General features: G+C 65.5%; 20 protein-coding genes. 11 read left to right on the top strand and 9 right to left on the bottom strand.

The features are described 5' to 3' along the window. The first annotated feature begins 5 nt into the window (after positions 1 to 5). The 6 genes from murC to ftsZ all read left to right on the top strand — a co-directional run bounded on the left by murC (position 6) and on the right by ftsZ (position 7713). Positions 6 to 1421, top strand: a complete 1416-nt coding sequence (murC, locus tag L2I41_RS19875) for a UDP-N-acetylmuramate--L-alanine ligase (protein ID WP_237155349.1) — start codon at positions 6 to 8, stop codon at positions 1419 to 1421. A 175-nt stretch (positions 1422 to 1596) separates the two neighbouring features. Beyond that, entirely contained in the window at positions 1597 to 2547 is a 951-nt protein-coding gene (gene murB / locus L2I41_RS19880) for a UDP-N-acetylmuramate dehydrogenase (protein WP_237155351.1), read from the top strand. A gap of 100 nt (positions 2548 to 2647) precedes the next feature. Next, complete coding sequence (locus L2I41_RS19885) at positions 2648 to 3574, top strand: D-alanine--D-alanine ligase (protein WP_237155374.1); 927 nt, start codon at positions 2648 to 2650, stop codon at positions 3572 to 3574. A gap of 8 nt (positions 3575 to 3582) precedes the next feature. Further along, the gene (locus L2I41_RS19890; RefSeq protein WP_237155352.1) at positions 3583 to 4482 is read left to right on the top strand and encodes a cell division protein FtsQ/DivIB; all 900 of its coding nucleotides are present in this window, start codon (positions 3583 to 3585) and stop codon (positions 4480 to 4482) included. A gap of 29 nt (positions 4483 to 4511) precedes the next feature. After that, the gene (ftsA, locus tag L2I41_RS19895) at positions 4512 to 5795 is read left to right on the top strand and encodes a cell division protein FtsA (protein ID WP_390634529.1); all 1284 of its coding nucleotides are present in this window, start codon (positions 4512 to 4514) and stop codon (positions 5793 to 5795) included. A 115-nt stretch (positions 5796 to 5910) separates the two neighbouring features. Further along, positions 5911 to 7713, top strand: a complete 1803-nt coding sequence (ftsZ, locus tag L2I41_RS19900; protein WP_237155356.1) for a cell division protein FtsZ — start codon at positions 5911 to 5913, stop codon at positions 7711 to 7713. Between the two features lie 75 nt (positions 7714 to 7788). Here ftsZ and L2I41_RS19905 read toward each other — a convergent pair whose 3' ends face one another. The 3 genes from L2I41_RS19905 to L2I41_RS19915 all read right to left on the bottom strand — a co-directional run bounded on the left by L2I41_RS19905 (position 7789) and on the right by L2I41_RS19915 (position 9718). After that, the gene (locus tag L2I41_RS19905; protein WP_237155357.1) at positions 7789 to 8619 is read right to left on the bottom strand and encodes an AraC family transcriptional regulator; all 831 of its coding nucleotides are present in this window, start codon (positions 8617 to 8619) and stop codon (positions 7789 to 7791) included. Positions 8620 to 8696: 77 nt separating this feature from the next. Further along, positions 8697 to 8999, bottom strand: a complete 303-nt coding sequence (locus L2I41_RS19910; protein WP_237155359.1) for an AzlD family protein — start codon at positions 8997 to 8999, stop codon at positions 8697 to 8699. Continuing rightward, positions 8996 to 9718, bottom strand: coding sequence for an AzlC family ABC transporter permease (locus L2I41_RS19915; protein WP_237155360.1), 723 nt, complete (start codon positions 9716 to 9718; stop codon positions 8996 to 8998). Before L2I41_RS19915 ends, L2I41_RS19910 begins: the two co-directional genes overlap by 4 nt. 132 nt (positions 9719 to 9850) lie before the next feature. Between L2I41_RS19915 and L2I41_RS19920 the strand changes: the two genes are divergently transcribed. Then, positions 9851 to 10234 carry a hypothetical protein gene (locus L2I41_RS19920; RefSeq protein ID WP_237155362.1) on the top strand — a complete coding sequence of 128 codons (384 nt, stop codon included), beginning with the start codon at positions 9851 to 9853 and terminating at the stop codon, positions 10232 to 10234. A gap of 117 nt (positions 10235 to 10351) precedes the next feature. Then, complete coding sequence (locus tag L2I41_RS19925; RefSeq protein ID WP_237155363.1) at positions 10352 to 11752, top strand: PepSY-associated TM helix domain-containing protein; 1401 nt, start codon at positions 10352 to 10354, stop codon at positions 11750 to 11752. Between the two features lie 44 nt (positions 11753 to 11796). Here L2I41_RS19925 and pncA read toward each other — a convergent pair whose 3' ends face one another. Further along, entirely contained in the window at positions 11797 to 12402 is a 606-nt protein-coding gene (pncA, locus tag L2I41_RS19930) for a bifunctional nicotinamidase/pyrazinamidase (protein WP_237155364.1), read from the bottom strand. Positions 12403 to 12658: 256 nt separating this feature from the next. Here pncA and L2I41_RS19935 point away from each other — a divergent pair, with 256 nt between their 5' ends. Both L2I41_RS19935 and L2I41_RS19940 read left to right on the top strand, forming a co-directional pair. Then, complete coding sequence (locus L2I41_RS19935; protein ID WP_237155365.1) at positions 12659 to 13747, top strand: cache domain-containing protein; 1089 nt, start codon at positions 12659 to 12661, stop codon at positions 13745 to 13747. Then, the gene (locus L2I41_RS19940) at positions 13744 to 14808 is read left to right on the top strand and encodes a ligand-gated ion channel (RefSeq protein WP_237155366.1); all 1065 of its coding nucleotides are present in this window, start codon (positions 13744 to 13746) and stop codon (positions 14806 to 14808) included. The genes L2I41_RS19935 and L2I41_RS19940 overlap by 4 nt, the downstream gene beginning before the upstream one ends. A gap of 16 nt (positions 14809 to 14824) precedes the next feature. Here the strand turns inward: L2I41_RS19940 and recN are convergent, their stop codons facing one another. From recN to L2I41_RS19960, 4 genes are all read right to left on the bottom strand, one after another. Next, complete coding sequence (recN, locus tag L2I41_RS19945; RefSeq protein ID WP_237155367.1) at positions 14825 to 16489, bottom strand: DNA repair protein RecN; 1665 nt, start codon at positions 16487 to 16489, stop codon at positions 14825 to 14827. A 9-nt stretch (positions 16490 to 16498) separates the two neighbouring features. Further along, positions 16499 to 17326, bottom strand: a complete 828-nt coding sequence (locus L2I41_RS19950; protein WP_237155368.1) for an outer membrane protein assembly factor BamD — start codon at positions 17324 to 17326, stop codon at positions 16499 to 16501. A gap of 349 nt (positions 17327 to 17675) precedes the next feature. Next, a complete protein-coding gene (gene lpxC, locus L2I41_RS19955; RefSeq protein ID WP_237155369.1) occupies positions 17676 to 18608 on the bottom strand; it encodes a UDP-3-O-acyl-N-acetylglucosamine deacetylase in 933 nt (310 codons plus the stop codon). 215 nt (positions 18609 to 18823) lie between these two features. Further along, positions 18824 to 20632, bottom strand: coding sequence for an aminopeptidase P family protein (locus L2I41_RS19960; RefSeq protein ID WP_237155370.1), 1809 nt, complete (start codon positions 20630 to 20632; stop codon positions 18824 to 18826). 364 nt (positions 20633 to 20996) lie between these two features. Between L2I41_RS19960 and L2I41_RS19965 the strand changes: the two genes are divergently transcribed. Next, the gene (locus L2I41_RS19965) at positions 20997 to 21188 is read left to right on the top strand and encodes a hypothetical protein (RefSeq protein ID WP_237155371.1); all 192 of its coding nucleotides are present in this window, start codon (positions 20997 to 20999) and stop codon (positions 21186 to 21188) included. A gap of 92 nt (positions 21189 to 21280) precedes the next feature. Here the strand turns inward: L2I41_RS19965 and L2I41_RS19970 are convergent. After that, positions 21281 to 21582: 50S ribosomal protein L11 methyltransferase (locus L2I41_RS19970; protein WP_237155373.1), on the bottom strand; the 302-nt coding region annotated here is incomplete at its 5' end.

Genomic DNA, 21582 nt, shown 5'->3' on the forward strand with positions numbered 1-21582 from the left:
CTGCCATGAAAATGCCCCGCGACATCGGCCCCGTACATTTCGTCGGCATCGGCGGCATCGGCATGAGCGGTATTGCCGAGGTGCTGCAGAATCTCGGCTATCGCGTGCAGGGCTCCGACATGGCCGAGAATGCCAATGTGGAGCGTCTGCGCGCCAAGGGCATCCCTGTCACCGTCGGCCACAAGGCCGAGAACCTCGGTCTTGCCGAGGTGCTGGTGGTCTCCTCGGCGATCAAGCGCGACAATCCTGAGCTGATCGCCGCCCGCGAGCGGCACTTGCCGATCGTCCGCCGCGCCGAGATGCTGGCCGAGCTGATGCGCTTCAAGCAGGCGATCGCCATCGGCGGCACCCACGGCAAGACCACGACCACGTCGCTGGTCGCCGCTCTTCTGGATGCCGGCGGGCTCGATCCTACTGTCATCAACGGCGGCATCATCAACGCCTATGGCACCAACGCCCGCATGGGCGAGGGCGACTGGATGGTGGTCGAGGCCGACGAGAGCGACGGCACCTTCGTCAAGCTTCCGGCCGACATTGCCATCGTCACCAATATCGATCCCGAGCATCTCGACCATTACGGCACCTTCGACGCCGCGCGCGCTGCCTTCAAGCAGTTCATCGAGAACGTGCCTTTCTACGGTTTCGCCGTGATGTGCCTCGATCACCCGGAAGTGCAGGCGCTGGTCAGCCGCATCGAGGATCGGCGCATCATCACCTACGGGCAGAACCCGCAGGCCGACGCGCGCTTCGTCGATCTCAAGATCGAGGGCGGGCGCTCGCGCTTTGCCGTCGAGCTGCGCGATCGCATCACCGGCAAGGAAGAGGTCATTCCGGCGCTGGAGCTGCCCATGCCCGGCCGGCACAATGTGTCCAATGCCACGGCGGCCATCGCCGTCGCCCATCGGCTCGGCATCTCCGCCGACGCCATCCGCAAGGGGCTTGGCAGCTTTGGCGGCGTCAAGCGCCGCTTCACCCGCACCGGCGAATGGAATGGCGTCACCGTCTATGACGATTACGGCCACCATCCAGTCGAGATCATGGCCGTGCTGCGCGCAGCCCGCGAAGGCGCCAGCGGCAAGGTGGTCGCCGTGATGCAGCCGCATCGCTACACGCGCCTGCATTCGCTGTTCCCCGATTTCTGCAAGGCCTTCAACGACGCCGACACGGTGATCGTCGCCGACGTCTATACCGCTGGCGAACAACCGATCGAGGGCGCCGACAAGGCGTCGCTGGTCTCCGGTGCCAAGGCCGCCGGTCATCGCGACGTGCGCGCCCTGGAAGGGCCGCAGGAGCTCGCCCCGCTCATCGCCTCCATCGTCAAGCCCGGCGACATGGTCGTCTGTCTTGGCGCCGGCAACATCACCCAATGGGCCTACGCCCTGCCGGGCCAGCTGGCCGCTTTGGCGGGGGAGAAGGCGTAATGGAGCGGACGACTTACTTTGGAGCGACGGCTTACCCCTCTCTCCAACTCTCCCCCGCAAGGGGGGAGAGGGTGCCGCTTGGTTCCCTTCAGAACCTTGGAAAGAAAGCGCCGATCAGCTCTACGAGCCCTCTCCCCCGCTGCGGGGGAGAGTTGGAGAGAGGGGTACACCCCCTATGACCGCGCTCCTCCCCCGCCTTGGCGATACCTCCCACATCCGCGGGCCGATCGAAGCCGAAAAATCGCTCAAGGAACTCGTCTGGTTCCGCGTCGGCGGCGCGGCCGAGCTTTTGTTCCAGCCGGCCGACGAAGCCGATCTGCAGGCCTTCCTGCCGCTCGTCCCGGCAGATGTGCCCATCACGGTCATCGGCCTTGGCTCGAACCTCCTGATCCGCGACGGCGGTCTGCCCGGCGTGGTGATCCGTCTGTCGGTACGCGGCTTCGGTGGCGTGGCTGAGGAGGGGGAGACGCGCCTGCGCGTCGGTGCCGGCGTGCCCGACAAGATCCTCGCCGCCAAGGCGCTGGACGCCGGGCTCAGCGGCTTTGCCTTCTACCACGGCATTCCCGGCGGCATCGGCGGCGCGCTGCACATGAACGCCGGTGCGCATGGTACCGACACGTCCGAGCGCGTGGTCGAGGTGCGGGGCGTCAATCGCAAGGGCGAGATCGTCACCCTCACGCGCGAGGCCATGGGCTACTCCTATCGCCACTCCTCCGCCCCCGGCGACGTGATCTTCACCTCCGCGCTCCTCGAGGGCATTCCGGAGGATCGAGAAGCGATCCGCGCCAACATGGAGGCGGTGAGCGAGCATCGCGAGAAGTCGCAGCCGGTCCGCTCGCGCACCGGCGGGTCGACCTTCAAGAACCCCAATGGTCTCTCGGCCTGGAAGCTGATCGATCAGGCGGGCTGTCGCGGCCTGCGCATCGGCGACGCCCAGGTGTCGGAGATGCACTGCAACTTCCTCATCAATGTGGACGCCGCCAGCGGGCATGACGTCGAGCTTCTCGGCGAGACGGTGCGGGCCCGCGTGTTCAAGGCGTCCGGCGTGAAGCTCGAATGGGAAATCAAGCGGCTCGGTCTGTTCGAAGCCGGGCGCGAAGTGGAGCCCTTCCTCGGGCAGGTCTGATCGCCGGCCAACGCAGGCGGTGCGGGCGCGCGAATCGGCCCGCCCTTGTTGTATCTTTTGCAGTGATTCAGCCGGGCGGCCGGCCTCAATACGGGAAATGGTGATGGCCAAGCATGTAGCAGTCTTGATGGGGGGATGGTCCTCCGAGCGCCCGGTCAGCCTCAATTCGGGCAAGGCCTGCGCCGATGCGCTGGAGAGCAAGGGGTATCGCGTCTCGCGCATCGACGTCGACCGGTCCATCGCGCAGGTGCTGGAGGATATCCGCCCCGACGTCTGCTTCAACGCGCTGCACGGCCCCTACGGCGAGGACGGCGTGATCCAGGGCATCCTGGAAGTGCTTGATATTCCCTACACTCACTCCGGCGTTCTCGCCTCCGCGCTGGCCATGAACAAGCCGAAAGCCAAGGCCGTGATGAAGGCCGCAGGCATTCCGGTGGCCGAACACAAGCTTGTGAACCGCTTTGAAGCGGTTAACGAACACGTGCTCGAACCACCTTATGTGGTCAAGCCGCCGGCGGAAGGTTCAAGCTTCGGCGTGCTCATCGTTCCGGCCGATTCGGCGCGTCCGCCGCAGGAGCTCGGCAAGCCGGTCTGGCCCTATGGCGACCTGGTCATGGTGGAAAAATATGTTGCAGGACGGGAACTTACCTGTGGCGTGATGGGGAATCGCGCTCTGCCCATCATCGAAGTGTTGCCGACGGGAGACACCTTCTACGACTATGACGCCAAGTACCGTCCCGGCGGCTCCAAACACATCCTGCCGGCCCCACTTTCACCGAATATTTACCAAGTTGTTCAAACATTAGCCCTCGAAGCTCACCGCGCGCTCGGCTGCCGTGGCGTCAGTCGCGCCGACTTCCGTTTCGACGATCGGGGCGATGGCACCGGGCAGCTTGTGTGTCTTGAGGTGAATACCCAGCCGGGCATGACGGCAACGTCGCTCGTGCCGGAAATGGCCGCCCATGAAGGCATCTCCTTCGGCGACCTGGTGAGTTGGATTGTAGAGGACGCGAGTATCGGACGATGATTGGCAAGATGACGAAGTCAGCGACGAACTGGAGCCTGGGCTTTCTGCCCGGTCGCCGGGGTGTGTCGCGCCTTCGTCGCAAGCCGGTTTGGCGTCCGGCGGGGTTCCTCGCCAACATTCCGCGCGGTGTCGGCCTTGTGGCCTCTGCCGCCTATCTGATCGCCTGGGGCGCCTATGGCATGGTGCTCTCGGGCAAGACGGTGGACGTGATGAACGACACCACCGCCGACCTCGGCTTCAAGGTGTCCGCCGTCCGCATCACCGGCCAGCGCGAGATCGACGAGGCGGACGTGCTCGATACGCTGTCGATCCACTCGGGCCAGTCGCTGTTCTTCTACGATGCGGAAGCAGCGCGCGAACGGCTGGAGACGATTCCCTGGGTGCAGGACGTCTCGGTGATGAAGCTCTATCCGGGCACGCTGCGCGTGATCCTCGAAGAGCGCGTGCCGACGGCCCTGTGGCAGAAGACCATCACCGACGAAGCCCAGATCATCGACAGTGAGGGCAAGGTCATCTCCGGTCGCCTCGAGGCACGCTATGCCAAGCTGCCGCGCGTCATCGGCGACGGCGCGGAGACGCGTGTGGCCGAGATCATGTCGATCCTCGACGAAGTTCCTGATTTGCAGAAGAAAGTACGGGCGTCCATGCTGGTGTCGCATCGCCGCTGGGATCTGTTCCTGGACAATGGTGTTCAGGTGATGCTGCCGGAAACCGATCCGGTGCGCGCCGTCACCGAGTTGCAGGAGACCGACCAGAAGTCCGGCCTGCTCAATCGCGACATCACCGTCATCGACCTGCGTCTGCCCGATCGCCTCGTGGTTCGTCTGACCGACGAAGCGGCCGCCGCGCGCAAGGAACTGGTCGACGCCCGCAACAAGGCCATGAAGAAAAGGGAGCAGGACGCATGAGCCATTCGTCCGAGTCCCGTGTCCAGCGCATGCGGCCCCTGCCGCCCAAGCGTCCGGTGGTCATCTCCGTGCTCGATGTGGGCACGTCCAAGATCTGCTGCGTGATCGCCCGTCTGACGCCGCGCCCGGTGGGCGACGTGCTGCCCGGTCGCACCCATTCCATCGAAGTGCTCGGCTTCGGCTACCAGCGTTCGCGCGGCATCAAGGCCGGCGCGGTGGTGGACCTCGATCAGGCCGAGAAGGCAATCCGCCTGGCGGTCGATGCCGCCGAGCGCATGGCCGGCCTGACGGTGGAATCGCTCATCGTTTCGGTGTCCGCCGGCCGCCTCGGCAGCGAGACCTTCTCGGCGGGCTATGATCTCGCCGGACAGGAAGTCACTGATTCCGACATCAGCCGCGTGCTGGAAGTCGGCGCCAATTTCCAGATCAAGGATGGCCGTGCCATCGTCCACGCGCTGCCGATCGGCTATGCGCTCGACGGCAACCGCGGCATCCGCGATCCGCGCGGCATGCTCGGCCAGAAGCTCGCGGTCGATACGCATGTGGTCTCCGCCGATGCTGCGCCGCTGCGCAATCTCGAGATCTGCATCAACCGCGCCCATCTCGAAGTCGAGACCATGGTGGCGACGCCCTATGCATCGGGTCTCGCCACGCTCGTCGACGACGAGACCCAGATGGGCGTCGCCTGCGTCGACATCGGCGGCGGCACCACCAAGATTTCCGTCTTTGCCGACGGCCAGTGCGTCCATGTGGATGCGGTCGCCCTCGGCGGTCATCACGTGACCATGGATCTGGCGCGTACGCTGTCGGCCAAGCTGGTTGATGCCGAACGCATCAAGGCGCTGCATGGCTCGGTGATTGCCACCGACAGCGACGAGCGCGACATGGTCACCATCGATCCGGTCGGCGAGGATGACGTGCCGCATCAGGTGACGCGCGCGCAGATCGTCGAAGTGATCCGGCCCCGCGTCGAGGAGACGCTGGAAGTGGTGCGCGACCGCCTGCATTCGTCCGGCTTTGCCGGCCGTGTCGGCCGCCGCATCGTGCTCACCGGTGGTGCCAGCCAGTTGACCGGCCTGCCGGAACTGGCCCGCCGCGTGCTCGGGCGCAACGTGCGCCTTGGCCGTCCCGTCGGGATTGCCGGCCTGCCGGAAGCGGCGCGTGGTTCGGCCTTCTCCACGGCCGTCGGCCTGCTGATCTATCCGCAGGTGGCGCCGATCGAACAGTTTTCCTCCCGCCGCAAGGGTATGGCGCTGGTCGCCAACGGCGGTTTCGTCTCCCGGATGGGAGCGTGGTTCCGAGACAGCTTCTGAGCCTCAGAAGAGGGTCAGGGCGAAGCGTAAATGCGTGCGGCCGATCTGTTGGCCGATCAAAAAAGACAGGGCGTAGCGGCAGAAGTCGCAAGTGAAGAGATTTGACGAGGCTACCATGACGATAAACCTTAAGATGCCCGACCTCACGGAGTTGAAGCCCCGCATTACCGTCTTCGGTGTCGGTGGTGCTGGCGGCAACGCTGTGAACAACATGATCCAGGCCGGCCTGCAGGGCGTCGAGTTCGTCGTGGCGAACACGGATGCCCAGGCTCTGGCCTCGTCCCGCGCTGATCGCATCATCCAGATGGGTGTCGCGGTTACCGAAGGGCTCGGCGCCGGTTCGCAGCCGGAAGTCGGTCGCGCCGCTGCGGAGGAAGTGATCGACGAGATCAACGATCATCTCTCCGGCAGCCACATGGTCTTCATCACCGCCGGCATGGGCGGCGGCACCGGTACCGGTGCCGCTCCGGTCATCGCCCGCGCGGCCCGCGAGCATGGCATCCTCACCGTCGGCGTCACCACCAAGCCCTTCCACTTCGAAGGTGCCCGCCGCATGAAGATCGCCGATGCCGGCACCAAGGAGCTGCAGGCCTCGGTCGATACCCTGATCTGCATTCCCAACCAGAATCTCTTCCGCATCGCCAACGAGCGCACCACCTTCGCCGACGCCTTCGCGATGGCCGATCAGGTGCTCTATTCGGGCGTTGCCTGCATCACCGACCTGATGGTCAAGGAAGGCCTGATCAACCTCGACTTCGCCGACGTCCGCTCGATCATGCGCGGCATGGGCAAGGCGATGATGGGCACCGGTGAAGCTTCCGGCGAGAAGCGCGCCATCCAGGCTGCCGAGGCTGCCATTGCCAACCCGCTGCTCGACGAAGTGTCGATGAAGGGTGCCAAGGGTCTCCTCATCTCCATCACCGGCGGCAAGGATCTCACCCTGTTCGAAGTCGACGAAGCGGCAACCCGCATCCGTGAGGAAGTCGACCAGGAAGCCAACATCATCCTCGGCGCCACCTTCGACGACTCGCTCGAAGGCCTGATCCGCGTGTCGGTGGTCGCCACCGGCATCGATCAGGACATGCAGCAGATCGCCGCCAAGGCCGACCAAAGCCTGGCCGATCTTGCCGCCCGCGCCGCCCAGGCCCAGCGCCCGGTGGTCGTCAACACGTCTGCCGCCGCGGCTGTTGCTGCGCAGGAAGTCCGCCAGTCTTTTACGCAACCGGCCGTGCGGCCGGCGGCGGTGCGTGAGCCCGTTCAGGCTCAGCCCGCCCCGACGCTCGCGCCGGTTCCCTCCTACGCTCCCGCCGCCCCTGCTGCCTCGCTGGCTGCCATCGAGGAAGCTCTGGCTCTGCCCGAGCAGATGATGGAACCCGAACCGATGCGCGTGCAGACCGCTCAGGATCCGCGCGTTACCATCGAGCCCTTCCAGCCGCATGCCGCTCAGTATGAAGTGCGTGAGCCCGCGCCGATGCCGCAGCAGATGCGCGTGTCCGAGCCGGCGCCTGCGCCTGCCCCTTACGTTCCGCCGGTGGCCGAACGTCCGGCGGCTGGCCTGCGCCAGCGCGTTCCCGGGATCGAAGACTTTCCCCCGATCGCTCAGCGCCAGGCTTCGTCGGTGGTTCAGCCGGTGACGGATGAGCACGAGGAAGAGAAGAAGCCGCTCGGTCTTCTGCGGCGCTTGGCCGTAGGTCTTGGCCGGCATAATGAAGAACCGGTAGCCCAGCAGCCCGCTCGTGCTCCGGCCCCGCAGGCCCCGCGTCCCGCGGCCGCCAGCGATTACGCCAAGCGTCCCATGGCCCAGCCGCAGCAGGGCGCTGCCGGTCGCCTCGACCCGCAGGGTCGCGTCGCTCCGCAGCCTGCCGTGCGCAACCAGGACGACGAGATGGAAATCCCGGCCTTCCTGCGCCGCAAGTGATTTCCGGTCTCTGACTGAACGACGAAAACCCGCCGGTGCTCCCGGCGGGTTTTCTCATTTTGGCGGTCCGGGGGCTCAGGCCTCGACCGGAATCCAGATCTCGATCTCGCCGAAGCCCGTGCGCGGATCGAAGCTCGGGCCATAGCGCTCGAACTGCGGTGCGTCGACGAGCTTGTGCGGGGTGGTCGACATCCACGGGCCGAAGATGGTCTTCCAGGTCCGGCGGATCTCCGATACGTGGCCTTCGTGGCGGAACACCGCATAGGTCTGCGGCGACACCCGCAGGCCGTCGAGGCCCTTGGGGATGTCTGCAAAGTCCTTGACCCGGACGGCGGTGCAATAGTCGATGGTGCCGTCGTCATCGCTGTTGCACAGGATGCCGTAGGTGACCTTCTCGATCTGCTTGTCGATGCTACCGATATGGGGTTCGAAGGCTTGCCACTGCGAGGGGATTTCTGGGCTGGTGGCTTGGCTATAGCGCTTTCTCAGGCCGACAAGGAGCATGGCGTCGCCGTGCTCGATGCGGGGTTCGGGGAGGGACGACAGTGTTTCCTGCATTTTCAGGGGTTCCACGAGCTTGATGCCATCAAGAGAGCGCGCCTTGCGGATCACCTCCGGCGTCAGCCCGAACTGATCCTTGAAGGCACGCGTGAAAGCCTCGTGGGAGTTGTATCCGGCGGCGAGGGCGACATTCAGGATGCCCTCCTCGCCCGTCGCGAGACGCTTGGCCGCTTCGCTCAGCCGGCGGGCCCGCAGATACCGCATCACGGACAGGCCGCAACGCGTGCCGAAGGCCCGCACGAGCTGGAACTTCGACAGTCCCGCGGCATCGGCCACGGTGTCGAGGGTGATCTCCCCCTCGGAATGCGTTTCGATGTACCAGACGGCTTTGCCGATCAGATCCATGACAATCTCCCATAAGGCGAGCGCAGTCTTGCCGCCTGGCGTCACGGGCCGCTTGATCGCAATTGCGCGCCTTTCCCTCAGCCGCCGAGGATCTGCCGCAAGGTGGCCACCAGCACCACGGCGATCACCACCACCAGCAGCAGCGGCAGGCGGAAGGCGGCGAACAGCGTGACGGCGGCGGTGATCGCTTCGGCCGGGCCGGAGAGCACTGCCGGCGCCACCACGGCGGTGAGCACGGCCGGGGGCAGGGCGTTGAGTGCCACGCGCACCGGTCCCGACTTCGGCAACCGGTCGGCGATCAGGAAGCCGGTGATGCGGGTCAGATAGGTCAGCACGCCCATGGCGAGGATGGCGGCGAGGTTCCACGGATCGATGGTCATGGCGTCACCGCCTCGTGCGGGGTGGTGATGACGGCCGCCGCAATCCCGGCGAGGGCGCCGGCCACCACATACCAGGCGCCGGGTACCACCGCGTGCACGGCAACGGCGACGACGGCGGCAGCCACCATCACCGGGCCGGTCTGGCGTGCGCCCTTCCAGAAGCCGAGCGCCAGCGAGATGAAGATGGCGGGGAAGGCGAAGTCGAAGCCGAGCCGCACCGGGTCATCGATCAGCGCGCCCAGGAAGGTGCCGAGCACCGTGCCAATCTGCCAGCAGCCGAACAGCGTCAGCGCCGCACCGAAATAATAGGCCGGGGTCAGTCGGGTGGCGAGGGCACGTCTTTCCACCACCGCCCAGGTTTCGTCGGCCATGAAATAAGGCCCGACGACGCGCATCCACTTCGGAAAGTGCCCGACCTTGCCCGCCAGCGAGGCGCCCATCAGCACATGCCTCAAGTTGATGAGCAAGGCCGCCAGCGCCAGCGCCGCCACAGGCGCTGGGAAGCTCCACAGGCTGACGGCGAGGAACTGCGACGATCCGGCGAAGACGATCGACGACATGGCCAGCATTTCGAGCGGGCTGAGCCCCTTGGCCGCCGCCTGCTGGCCGAGGATCAGGGCGAAGGGCACCATGGCAATCACCGCCGGCGCAATGGCGGTGGCGCCGGCAAGGAACTCGCGTGCCGGCGTCGAAGACGCGTCTGAAGCTGTGGGCTGCATGAAGAAATGAGGCTCGCTCGGTTGGAGACACCGACACTAGCTGTGGCCCGTTGCCATCGTCCACCCGAAAATCGCGGCGGTGTCATTGCGTTCTTTTTCTTACGTGCTAACCACTAGGATCGGAGGAGTGCAATGAGGGCAGTCATCGCACGGCTGGGACGATCGATCGCGTCGGTGCTTGTCACCTATGCGTTGATCCTGCATGTCCTTGGGCCGGCCGCGCTTGCGCCCGTCGATGCCGGCAATGCCTCTGGTGACCTGGTCCTCTGTCTCGATCACGACAGCGCCTCCGGCACCCTGCCGAACGGTGGCTCCGACGGTCATTCGCCGCAATGCCTGATGCTTTGCGCCGCCATGGCCTCGGCCTTCGTGGGCGGCGAGGGCGATCCCATCCGGTTGCCCGTCCGTCTTGCCGTCGCTGACGCCACGGGCTTCGCCCCCGTTCCTGCCGGCGCCATTGTCGGCGCTGCCAGCGATTGGCCCTTCTCGCCGCGTGCGCCACCTCTCACCGCCTGAGCTATTCCGAGACCGTCCGTACCCTTCGCTCCACCTGTGCCCTATCCAGGCCGGGATGGCGCCGGTTCGGGCATCAAGGGCGCCGTTTGCGCCCGTCTTCGATCTTCCAGGTGAATGATGACCACACTCAATGCAACCGAAGCGGCCGTGCCGAGCCGCCGGGAGACCAATCGTCTCTATTTCGCCGCCTGGCGCTGGCACTTCTACGCCGGGCTCTATGTGATCCCCTTCCTGCTGATGCTGGCCGTCACCGGCCTCGTCATGATGATCTACGCCAAGGCCAGCAACGAATATGGCTGGGTCGACAATGTGGCCGTGGGTTCCACCGTCCAGCCGCCGTCGGCACTTGCCGAAGCGGCGCTGGCCGCCGTGCCGGACGGCACGCTCTCGACCTATATCGCGCCGCAGGCCGACAACCGCCCGGCCTTCTTCGAGGTGAGCCTCGGCGACGGCACCTATGGCGTCGCCGTCGATCCCTATACGGCCAAGGTGGTGCGGCTGACGGACATGTCGTCCAGCGTCCGCAACGTCGCCGAGAAGATCCACGGCACGCTGCTGATCGGTACGGTCGGGGATCGTCTGATCGAGATTGCCGCGTCGCTGGGCATGGTGCTGATTGCTACCGGCGTCTATCTCTGGTGGCCGCGCGACCGGAGCCTCGGTCGGGCGCTGGTGCCGCGCCTCAATCTCAAGGGGCGCCTGTTGTGGAAGGAACTACACGCCACGTCGGCCATCTGGATGTCGGTGTTCCTGGTGCTGTTCCTGCTGTCGGGCCTGTCCTGGGCCGGTATCTGGGGCGAGAAGTTCGCGCAGCCCTGGTCCACCTTCCCGTCGAACAAGTGGGACAATGTGCCCCTGTCGGATGTCACCTATGCCTCGCTGAACAAGGGCGTCCTGCATCAGGTGCCGTGGACGCTGGAAAAGGCGCCGCTGCCGGCGTCCGGTTCGCAGGCCGGCACGCCCGCCGTCACTCAGCCCGTCGCCCTCGACAGCGTGGTGATGTGGGCCGCCGCCCATGGGTTCACCGGTCAGTACAAGGTCTCGCTGCCCGGGGGCGACACCGGCGTCTACACGGTGGCCTACGACAGCCGCAACGGCGACAGCGTCGATCCCTCGCAGGATCGCTTCGTGCACATCGATCGCTACACCGGCAACATCCTCGCCGATGTGCGCTACGCCGACTATCCTGTGGGTGGCAAGGCGATGGCCTGGGGCATTGCCCTGCACAAGGGCATGGCCGGCACCTGGAACTTCGTCTTCAACGTCGCCTATCTCGCGCTCGTTGTGTTCCTGTGCGTGTCCGGATTGGTGATGTGGTGGAAGCGTCGGCCCTCCGGTGCCCTGCGTCTTGCCGCACCGCCCCTGCCGGCCGATCTGCCGCACTGGAAGGGGGCCGTCACGGTGATGCTGCTGATCTCGCTCGCCTTCCCGCTGGCGGGCGTGACGCTGCTCGCCGTGCTGGTGCTGGATACGCTGATCCTCGCCCGCATCCCGGCGTTGCGCGGCGTGCTCAACTGACATGCCTTCGGGCGTCGCAAGCCTGCGGCGCCCGTTTCCTCCGGTCAGATCCGCCGCACGCCCGCCGCTTCGAGATCGCTCCAGGCCCTGGCCATGGAGCCGCCGAGGTCGATGCCGCGGCAGGCGCTTTCGATCACCGACGCGCTGAATCCGGCGGCCACCGCGTCCATGGCGGTCCAGGCGACGCAGAAGTCGGTGGCAAGGCCCACCACATGCACCTCGGTGATGCCGCGTTCCCGCAAGTAGCCGGCGAGCCCGGTGTGGGTCACCCGGTCGGCCTCGCGGAAGGCCGAGTAGCTGTCGACGCCGACGTGATAGCCCTTGCGGATGATCAGCTGCGCCTGCGGAATGAACAGGTCCTTGTGCAGGGCGGCGCCTTCTGTTCCCTGCACGCAATGGTCGGGCCAGAGCACCTGCGGACCGTAGGGCATGGTGGTCATCTCGAAGGGCGCCTTGCCGGCATGGGCCGAGGCAAAGGAGGCGTGACCCGCCGGGTGCCAGTCCTGCGTCAGCACCACGTTGGCATAACGCGGCACCATCTCGTTGATCACCGGCACGACCGCCGCCCCGTCCGGCACGGCCAGCGCACCGCCGGGGCAGAAGTCGTTCTGAACGTCGACGACGATGAGGGCGGTGAAGGGCGTCGGCATGGCAAGCTCCGCTGCAAATGGTGGACGCCTGCCTTTATGGCGCGCCGCAGACGGCCGGACAAGCCGAGGACTGGTCAAAGATGGGGCAGTCCCTTGCCTTTCGGGGGCGTGGCATATGCGGTCCTCTTCCCGATCCACCCAATTATTGACGGCACTGCAGCGCCAAATCCTGGTGACAATGACGATTGCGCAGTGTGAAAAGCGCAGAGGTCGCCCGGCGACCATGTCTCCCGGAACATGCAGGACACCGATGAGCTTGAGTTCGCGCCTATCGCTGATGACCGCCTTGATCATTGTTCTGGTGCTGGGGGCGGGTGGCCTGATCGTCTGCAAGAGCGCGCGCGACAGCGTCGCGGCCAGCCAGAAGCGGGAAGTGGAGACCATGGCCTTCGTGTTGACGACGGCCGAGGCTCAGGCGGCGTCCTTGGCGGCGGCGCAGGCCGATACGCTGGCGCATGATCCAGAGGTCGCCCGGCTGCTGGCGGCGCAGGATCGCACCGGCCTGCTGGCCCACACGCTTGACGGCTTCAAGCGGCTCAAGGCGGAGGCCGGCGTCAACGTGATGCAGTTCCATACCGCCGACATCAAATCCTTCCTGCGCGTCTGGGACCCCGAAAACTTCGGTCAGGATCTCTCCAAGGCCCGACCGATGCTGCTGACGGTCAACCATGATCGGCGGCCGCAGAAGGGGCTGGAAATGGGCTTGAGCGGTCTCAGCCTGCGCGCCGCGGCCCCGGTGCTGCAGGGCGACAGCCTTGTGGGCACGCTGGAAGTGGGTGTCGATCTCAAGAGCCTGCTCGATCTCGCCAAGACCACCACCGGCGCCGATTATGGCCTGTTCCTCGATGCGAGCCTGGTGAAGGACGGCGGTGGCGCCACACTCAAGCGGGATGCGGCCACCAACGGCGATCTCTTCGACGCGCTGGCGGCCGACGGCCGGGTCGGCCTGTCGCGGGAAGCCACCTTCGGCACGGCACGTGTCGGCGACGATACGCTCAGCCTGTTCGGCATGCCGCTCGTCGACTATAGCGGCCGGATGATCGGCACCATCGTGGTGGCGGCCAACGCCAACGACGACGCGGATCGCGTGGCGCAGCTCGCCATCATCTTTGCGACGGTTGCCCTTGTCGGAGGACTGGCAGCGCATGCACTGATCATGATCACGGCGCGGGCAATGCTGATCCGTCCGATCGACGATCTCGCCGGCAAGGTCCAGGCTCTTGCGCGCGGCGAACAGCTGGGAGCGCCGACCAGCACGGCGCGTGAATATCTCGCCGTCTATGGCGCCATCCGCGATGCCTCCGGCGGAGAGTCGGACGAGACGAACGGGCAGGGGGGCGCATGAGCGTGCTTGCCTCCCGACTGTACGGACTGCTGCTGCTCCTCTTTGCGGTCCTTGCCGCCTTGCCCGCGCTTGCGGGAGAAGTGCCGCTGCCCAGCGACGTGCACCTGCCGATCAACGTGCATGTGTCGCTGCGGGTGCTCGACATCACCGATCTCAAGGAGACGGCCGGCGAAATGTCGGCATCGGTGGAATATGTGCTGCGCTGGACCGATCCGGGGCGCAAGTTTGATCCGCGCGCCGTCGGCCGCAACCGGCAGGATTTCGTTGCCGACGCCGCCACGGCCGAGCTCGATCGCGGCTGGAGCCCCAAGGTGCAGATCGAGAACCAGATCCGCGCCCCGCGCAGCCAGTCCGTGGCGCTGTCGGTGGAATCGGACGGCAGCGTGCGCCTCATCCAGCGCCTCGACGCCGATTTCCGCGTGCATGTGGACCTGACGCCCTTTCCCTTCGACCGGCAACATCTGTCGCTGGCGCTGGTCTCGCCGCGCTATTCCAGTGACGATGTCGTCTTCATCGTCGACGACGGCGACCGTCAGCTGTCGACGCTCTCCGACGACCTCTCCGTCAACGAATGGACGCCACGCTCCATGGTGCTCAGCCTCGAGCGTTTCTACGGCTGGAACAGCCGGCCCTTCCAGCGCCTGATCGCCACCGCGGCCATCGATCGCATCTGGATGCGCTATCTCCTGCAGATCTTCGTGCCCTTCTTTGCGGTGGTGTCGGTGTCGCTGTTTCTGCTGTGGGCACCCGATGAAGTGCAGCGCGACATGGCGGGCATCACCTATTCGGCACTCCTGGCGCTGGCTGCCATCAGCTTCACCTTCGAGTCGAGCTATCCCGGCAGCATGTCGGTCAATTCGCCGATCGCCTTCATGATCTCGATCGGCTATTTCTACCTGATCCTGACGCTGGTGCTGAAGCTCGCGGTCAAATACGCGCCCTATCCGGGCAAGACGCGCTATCCCTATCTGGATGACGAAATCCTCGCCAACATGAAATACACGTTGCCGGGCATCTTCTTCGTGATCTGCCTGTCGTCCGTCGTCGCCATGCTGGTGTGACGGCTGGCGGTCAGGATCACTCCCCGCGCAGCAGGCGGTCGGCGGCGGCGCGGGCTTCTTCGGTGATGCGACTGCCGGCGAGCATGCGGGCGATTTCCTCGCGGCGGCGCTGGCTCTCCAGCGGCGAGACGGAGGTGGCAACGCGCGAACCGCCGTCCACCGCGTCCTTGGCGATCAGGAAATGATGGTTGGCGCGTGCGGCGACTTGCGGTGCGTGGGTCACCGACAGCACCTGCACCTTGGCGGACAGGCGGGCGAGGCGCGTGCCGATCGCTTCGGCAACGGCGCCACCGACGCCGGTATCTATCTCGTCGAATACCAGCGTGGAGGCCGAGCCCTTCTCGGCGAGGCAGACCTTCAGCGCCAGCAGGAAGCGGCTGAGTTCGCCGCCGGAGGCCACTTTCATCATCGGCCCAGGGCGGGTGCCGGGGTTGGTCTGCACCCAGAATTCCAGCGTGTCGATGCCGTCGGCGGTGCGGGTTTCCGGGTCGGCCAGCTGGTTGACGATGAAGCGGGCGCGTTCCAGCTTCAGCGCCGGCAGTTCCACCAGAACCGCCTCTTCGAGGAGGCGCGCAGCCTTCTCCCGGGCGGCCGACAGCTTGCGCGCCGCCGCGTCATAGGCGTTGCGCGTGGCGGCGGCTTGCTTGGTGAGCGCGGCCAGGCGATCCTCGCCGGCGTCGAGGTCGGCCAGATCGGCGGCCATGCGGGCGGCCAGCGCGCCCAGCTCGTCGGGTGTGACGGAGTATTTGCGCGCCGCGCCGCGAATGGCGAACAGGCGCTCCTCGGTGCGCTCCAGTTCGGCCGGATCGAAGTCGGCCTCGCGCAGGGCGATTTCGAAGGTGCCGCGCGCGTCTTCCAGCGCGTCGAGAGCCGTCGACAGCGCCGTCAGCGCGGGTGTTGCCAGCGCGGCCACTTCCGCCTTGCGTTCGAGGCGCCGCAACAGCGACGACAGCTCCGGTACCGGCGAGGCGGAGCCGTTGAGATGCTCATAGGCTTCGCGCAGATCGACGGCGACCTTTTCGGCGCGCATCATCACCTGCCGCCGCTCGGCGAGGGTGGTTTCCTCGCCCGGCTGCGGATTGAGCTTGCTCAGCTCGTCGACGGCAGACCGCAGGTAGTCGCCCTCGCGGCGGGCGTCGGCGATGCGGCGTTCAAGGTCGTTGAGTGCCCTTTCGGCGCTCCGCCAGGCCTTGTGGGCGTCGGCCACGGCCTTGACCTCGGCGTCGAGCCCGCCGAAGGCGTCGATCAGTCCGCGGTGGATCGCCGGGTCGATCAGGGCGCGGTCGTCATGCTGGCCATGGATTTCCACCAGCGCCACGCCCAGCTGCTTCAGGAGATTGGCGCTGACCGCCTGGTCGTTGACGAAGGCGCGCGTGCGTCCGTCCGCGGTCTGCACGCGGCGCACGATCACGTCGCCGCTGTCGTCGATGTCGTTGGCCTTGAGAACCGCGCGGGCCGGGTGGCCGCTGCCGAGGTTGAAGACAGCCGTCACCTGACCCTGGTCGGCGCCGTGGCGCACCAGACCAGCATCGCCGCGCCCGCCAAGGGCGAGCGACAGGGCGTCGAGCAGGATCGATTTGCCGGCACCGGTTTCGCCCGTCAGTACGGTCAGCCCGCGGGAGAAGCCGATCTCAAGCCGCTCGATCAGGACGATGTCGCGGATCGTGAGCGTCTCAAGCATGTCGCCTCGTCAGAGAACGATCGCCTTGAAGGCCTTGGAAATCCAGGACTGGCCGTTTTCACGCGGCTCAAGACCCTTGGTCTGCAGGAGCGTGTAGGCATCCTTGTACCAGCGGCTGTCCGGATAATTGTGGCCAAGCACGGCGGCAGCGGTCTGCGCTTCGTCCACCACGCCCAAGGCGAAATAGGCTTCGGTCAGGCGTTCCAGCGCTTCTTCCACATGACGCGTGGTCTGATACTGGGTGATCACGGTCTTGAAGCGGTTGATGGCGCCAATGTACTGGTTGCGGTTCAGATAGTAGCGGCCGACTTCCATTTCCTTGCCGGCGAGCTGGTCGCGGGCGATGTCCATGCGCTTCTTGCCCTCGGCCGCATAGGGGCTGTCGGGATAGCGCTGAACCAGCTCGCTCATGGAGTCCAGGGCCTGCTGCGTCTGCTTCTGGTCGCGCGTGACGTCCGGGATCTGGTTGAAATAGGACTGGGCGATCATCCACTGCGCGTAGGCAGCATCCTCGGAGCCGGGATAGAGCGCCAGATAGCGCTTGCCCGAGGTGATGGCGCTGGTGAAGTCGCCGCGCGTGTAGTTGGTGTAGGTCGTCATGATCAGTGACTTGCGCGCCCACTCCGAATAGGGGTGCTGCTGATCGACTTCCTCGAATTTCTTGGTCGCGCCCTTGTAGTCGCCCTGCTGCAGATAGGCGATGCCGGCGTTGTAGTTCACTTCCGCCGGTGTATCGACGAAAGGCGCCAGGGGCTCATCGGACGAACATCCGCCGAGAATAGCGACGCCGGCCAGAACTCCGAGAATGGCGGCGGAACGAACGATACTCTGCCTCATGAACACCCCATCGCGGCGAAGCCGCTCCCGGCAAATCAACTCAAAACGCCTTGCGGCAACCATACGGCGCCCCGGATCGAAGCAAAGCCCCGGATCAGCAGGACAAATAGCGTGAACGATCCGGGTTCTTGTAGCTCAACTCGCTGTGCGATGCTACTGCCGCCAAGGGCGAATCCACGTCCGCGTCACGATAATCCCAGATGAGCGCGCTATTCGGCCAGATTATGGCCACGCGCCTCACGACGACAGCTTCCGCATCCAGGCTCTTCAATGAGACCAGCCCCAAAGCAAAAGGCCACGCTCAACAGGCGCGGCCTTTGCGATTCTCACCAAAGCGCTGAGTTCAGGATCAGTCGCGAACCGGGGCCATCGTCGCCGCCACCAGGCTGCTGGTCGCACCGCGACGGGCAGCCGGCTGACGGACGATCTCGTAAGCCGACGTATCGGCCAGAAGCGCCTTCACAGCCATCCAGTTCAGCTTGTGGCCGCCCTTGTAGGAGCGGAAGTGGCCGATAAAGGGCTTGCCCAGGAGCGACAGATCGCCCACGGCATCCAGCGTCTTGTGGCGCACGAACTCGTCCGCCCAGCGCAGGCCTTCCGGATTGAGAATGCGGTCCTCGCCGATGGCGACGGAATTGTCCAGCGACGAGCCGAGCGCAAAGCCCATCTTCCAGAGCTTCTCAACGTCGGCCATGAAACCGAAGGTGCGGGCGCGGGCGATGTCATTGGTGAAGCTGTCGGGGCTCAGATCCAGCACATAGGACTGGCGGCCGATCAGCGGCGACTTGAAGTCGATGGTCACGTCATAGCGCGTCCCGTCGAAGGGCAGGAACTCGAGGAGAGCGTCACCGGCTTCGAGGCGCACGGGCTTGACGACGCGGATCACCTCGCGCGCGTCGGACAGCGTGCGCAGGCCCACATCGGCCAGCATGGCGATGAAGGCGGCCGAGCAGCCGTCGGCGATCGGCATTTCCGGGCCGTCGATCTCCACCACCACATTGTCCAGGCCGACAGCGGCAAAGGCGGCCATCAGATGCTCGATGGTGGCCACCGACTGTCCCTCGGCGCCGATCACCGTGCAGAGCTCGGTAGCGACCACATGGGTGTGCAGAGCGGGGATCTCGATGTCCTTGCCGTTGTCCAGCGTGCGCACGAAGACGACCCCGCGATCGGCCTCGGCAGGATGGAGCACGATCGTTGCAGGCTTGCCCGAATGCACACCGATGCCGGAATAGCGTGTGGTGCGCGCGATCGTGGTCTGCTTGCCGAGAATATTACGCATGGACGGTTTTCTTTGGCCGGACCGGACGATGGCAACCGTGTCGCCGTGCGCCCGATTGAGGGAAACAACATTTGTCGCATCCCATAAAACACAGAGCCGCAACCAGAGAAAATCACTCTTTCTTACTGATTGTTACGATTTGAAATGATTTGAAAGTAATGCGAAATCAATGGGTTGCGGCGACGGTTGAGCCGTCGCCGCCATGCGCATTTGCGTTAGATTGCCGCGGTCGCAGCCTCAAGCCATGCAAGATCGCTCGAATCTTCGAGCAGCGGCGCCAGTTTGGCGCGCACATCTGCGTGATAGGCGTTGAGCCAGGCGCGCTCGTCGGCGGCCAGCAGCGCCCCGTCGATCAGGCGGCGGTCGATCGGGCACCAGGTCACGGTTTCGAAGCCGAGCATGGGGCGTTCGCCGCCGGCAATCTCCTGCGGCTCGGTCACGATCACCAGGTTCTCGATACGGATGCCCCAGGCGCCGGCCTTGTAGAAGCCGGGTTCGTTGGAAAGCAGCATGCCCGGTTCCAGCGGTGTGTGACCGGTCTTGGCGATGCGGGCCGGGCCCTCATGCACCGACAGATAGACGCCGACGCCATGGCCTGTGCCGTGGTCGAAGTCGAGACCGGCTTCCCACAGCGGCTGGCGCGCGAGGATGTCGAGATGCGCGCCGGTCGTTCCCTTGGGGAAGCGGGCCAGCGACAGGCGGATGTGACCCTTGAGCACACGGGTGAAGCGATCCTTCATCTCCGCGGTCGGGGTGCCAACGATCATCGTGCGGGTGATGTCGGTGGTGCCGTCCTCATATTGGGCGCCCGAATCGATCAGGAAGATCTCGTCCATGCGGATCGGCCGGTTCGACTGGGTGTTGACCCTATAGTGAGGGATGGCCGCATTGGGGCCGGCGCCGGAGATGGTGTCGAAGGAGATGTCCTTGAGGCTTCCGGTTTCCTGGCGGAAGCCTTCGAGCGCCTTGGCAGCGTCGATCTCGGTCAACTGGCCCTTCGGCGCCTCGCGGTCGAACCAGGCAAGGAAGCGCACCATGGCGGCACCGTCGCGCAGATGTGCGGAGCGGGTCGCCGACAGTTCCGCCGGGTTCTTGCGTGCCTTGGGCAACACCACCGGGTCGGCGCCTTCCACCAGGTCCGCCTTGCCCTGGCCGATGGCCTCGGCAATGGCGAAGGCGGCGGCCGACTTCTCGATCGCCACCTTGCCGGTGAGCGCACTGAGGGTGGTGAGGAACTCACCGGGCGTGCGCACGTCGAGGGCCTGTTCCAGATGATCGCGAATGGCGTTGCTGAGCTTTGCGCTGTCGATGAACAGATTCGGGCGTCCCGCTGCCGACAGGATGGCGAAGGACAGCGCCTGCGGGATATGCGTCACGTCGGCGCCGCGGATGTTGAACAGCCAGGCAATGGAATCGGGGCGCGTCAGCACCGTGTGGTCGGCGCCGGTCGCCTTGAGGGCGGCGTTGACCTCGGCAATCTTGGCGGCTGCCGACTTGCCGGCGACCTCTTCAGGGAACAGGGCGACCGCGCCCTTCGGCGGGGCCGGGCGGTCGGTCCACAGCACGTCGACGGGATTGCCCGTGGTCGGCACGAACTCGGCGCCCACGTCGGCGAGATGCTTCTTGAAGCGCTCGACTTCCGTCACCGTGGTCAGCCAGGGGTCGAAGCCGATGCGCGCACCGGCCTTGACCTCACCCTTCAGCCACAGATGCGGCGGCTCTTCGATGAGGTGATGCGGCTCGATCACCTCGGTGTCGACCTGTTCGCGCACCTGCAGCGTGTAGCGGCCGTCCACGAAGATGGCGGCCTTGTCCTTCAGCACGATGCACAGCCCTGCCGAGCCACCGAAGCCGGTCAGCCAGCGCAGTCGCGCGGCGCAGGCGGGGATGTATTCGCCCTGGTGTTCGTCGGCGAGCGGCACCAGGAAGCCGTCGATCTGCCGGCGGGCGAGCTCGGCACGCAGCGCCGCGATGCGGCTTTTGCCCAGGCTCGGGTCGTTGATTTCGTCAAATGATTGGAACATGTCAGCCTCCGGACAGATGGGCTGTTGTGGCAAGCGGGGCCGGAGGCGTCAAGGCAGGACATCTTGGGTGGCCGTCACGATGACGCGAGAAGGCGGGCCAGATCCCATGGGCGAACAGGCCGTTCACAAGTTGGAAATACCTGTGGTCAGACTGTGGCTTGATATGCGGAATGTGTAAAATTTGTGAAGATTACTCGCTCAGCCATGCTGATTGCGCATATCGCTGATGCGTCATACCCCCTAGGCCAAAAGTATGAGTTCGCCGATAATCAGACCGTAGAGGAGATTCGTTGCGTCAGTTGGAGATCATGGCGCTTTTTGAAAACAGCCGGCGAAAGCCGACCGCCTTCATAAGGGTGCAGACATGAACCGCTTTGCCACTGCGACCGCCGCTTCCATCCAGGGAAGTTTCGCCCGTCGTTCGAACGATATCCATAGCAGCCTGCGCGACCGCCATGGTCTGCGTCAGTCGCATCTTGCCTTCGACTCCCATGCGCCGACGTCGCTCAGCTACAATCGCGACGCTGCCTGCCGGGTTGCCCGCGCGGGGATCTGACGGACTTTGGCCGGTCCTGCGGGGACGGCCTCTTCAATGAGTTTCGATGCGGGCGAGGGTCACTGATCCTCGCCCGTTTCGTTTTGTCCGTCTCAGGCGAGGCGCTCGAGCATCAGCGTGCTCCAGCCGTCCTTCTGGATGCGCTTGGTGCAGGCGAATTTCTCGGCCGCATAGGCTGCCAGGACGCCGTCGGCCTGCGTATCCAGGATGCCCGAGAGCACCACGCGGGCGCCGGCTTCGGTATTGGCGGCGAAATCGGGGGCGAGCATCTTCAACGGATCGGCGAGGATGTTGGCGACGATCAGGTCGAAGGGCGCCGCCTTCAAGTCCGCATGCTCGAAACCTTCCGCGACGATGGCGTCGATCAGGCCCTTGACGCCGTTGATCTCGGCAT

The organism is Oryzibacter oryziterrae (assembly GCF_021864535.1).
GTDB lineage: Bacteria > Pseudomonadota > Alphaproteobacteria > Rhizobiales > Pleomorphomonadaceae > Pleomorphomonas > Pleomorphomonas oryziterrae.

Excerpts from the sequence above, each read along its gene's own strand:
- pncA (WP_237155364.1), bottom strand. The coding sequence starts at position 12,402 with ATGCCGACGCCCTTCACCGCCCTCATCGTCGTCGACGTTCAGAACGAC.
- L2I41_RS19890 (WP_237155352.1), top strand. The coding sequence starts at position 3,583 with ATGACGAAGTCAGCGACGAACTGGAGCCTGGGCTTTCTGCCCGGTCGC.
- ftsZ (WP_237155356.1), top strand. The coding sequence starts at position 5,911 with ATGACGATAAACCTTAAGATGCCCGACCTCACGGAGTTGAAGCCCCGC.
- L2I41_RS19915 (WP_237155360.1), bottom strand. The coding sequence starts at position 9,718 with ATGCAGCCCACAGCTTCAGACGCGTCTTCGACGCCGGCACGCGAGTTC.
- L2I41_RS19940 (WP_237155366.1), top strand. The coding sequence starts at position 13,744 with ATGAGCGTGCTTGCCTCCCGACTGTACGGACTGCTGCTGCTCCTCTTT.
- murC (WP_237155349.1), top strand. The coding sequence starts at position 6 with ATGAAAATGCCCCGCGACATCGGCCCCGTACATTTCGTCGGCATCGGC.
- murB (WP_237155351.1), top strand. The coding sequence starts at position 1,597 with ATGACCGCGCTCCTCCCCCGCCTTGGCGATACCTCCCACATCCGCGGG.
- lpxC (WP_237155369.1), bottom strand. The coding sequence starts at position 18,608 with ATGCGTAATATTCTCGGCAAGCAGACCACGATCGCGCGCACCACACGC.
- L2I41_RS19905 (WP_237155357.1), bottom strand. The coding sequence starts at position 8,619 with ATGGATCTGATCGGCAAAGCCGTCTGGTACATCGAAACGCATTCCGAG.
- L2I41_RS19965 (WP_237155371.1), top strand. The coding sequence starts at position 20,997 with ATGAACCGCTTTGCCACTGCGACCGCCGCTTCCATCCAGGGAAGTTTC.
- ftsA (WP_390634529.1), top strand. The coding sequence starts at position 4,512 with ATGCGGCCCCTGCCGCCCAAGCGTCCGGTGGTCATCTCCGTGCTCGAT.
- recN (WP_237155367.1), bottom strand. The coding sequence starts at position 16,489 with ATGCTTGAGACGCTCACGATCCGCGACATCGTCCTGATCGAGCGGCTT.
- L2I41_RS19925 (WP_237155363.1), top strand. The coding sequence starts at position 10,352 with ATGACCACACTCAATGCAACCGAAGCGGCCGTGCCGAGCCGCCGGGAG.
- L2I41_RS19920 (WP_237155362.1), top strand. The coding sequence starts at position 9,851 with ATGAGGGCAGTCATCGCACGGCTGGGACGATCGATCGCGTCGGTGCTT.
- L2I41_RS19950 (WP_237155368.1), bottom strand. The coding sequence starts at position 17,326 with ATGAGGCAGAGTATCGTTCGTTCCGCCGCCATTCTCGGAGTTCTGGCC.
- L2I41_RS19910 (WP_237155359.1), bottom strand. The coding sequence starts at position 8,999 with ATGACCATCGATCCGTGGAACCTCGCCGCCATCCTCGCCATGGGCGTG.
- L2I41_RS19960 (WP_237155370.1), bottom strand. The coding sequence starts at position 20,632 with ATGTTCCAATCATTTGACGAAATCAACGACCCGAGCCTGGGCAAAAGC.